Source organism: Streptomyces sp. NRRL S-337 (assembly GCF_000720175.1).
GTDB lineage: Bacteria > Actinomycetota > Actinomycetes > Streptomycetales > Streptomycetaceae > Streptomyces > Streptomyces siderophoricus.
Genome location: NZ_JOIX01000188.1, coordinates 1 through 410 on the forward strand (window position 1 = coordinate 1; position 410 = coordinate 410).

The 410-nt window shown below is 57.3% G+C and carries 1 rRNA gene; it reads right to left on the bottom strand.

Going from position 1 to position 410, the window contains the following annotated elements:
* Positions 1–329: 329 nt before the first annotated feature.
* Positions 330–410, bottom strand: a 16S ribosomal RNA gene (locus IG62_RS0141020); the annotation flags it as partial.

The following is a 410-nucleotide window of genomic DNA, read 5'->3' on the forward strand; positions in this document are numbered from 1 at the left end:
GTGCGCCCTTAAAAACTTGGCCACAGATGCTCGCGTCCACTGTGCAGTTCTCAAGCAACGACCAGCCACCCGTCACAACCCACCAACGTGGACCTTTACCGGGGCCGGCATCGCGAAGGTTCCAGACTCACAGTCCGTACCCTCAGATACCCAACAGCGTGCCCGACACCCTTGACCAACGAACCGCGTTCCACGCCGAAGCAGTACTAACGCTCGTCATTCCAAGAGTGCCGAGTAGTCAACGTTCCACCCATGAGCAACCAGCATCAGACATTCGCTGATGTACTGGCCTCTGACCCGGACAAGTCCGAGTAAGAAGTGCTCCTTAGAAAGGAGGTGATCCAGCCGCACCTTCCGGTACGGCTACCTTGTTACGACTTCGTCCCAATCGCCAGTCCCACCTTCGACGA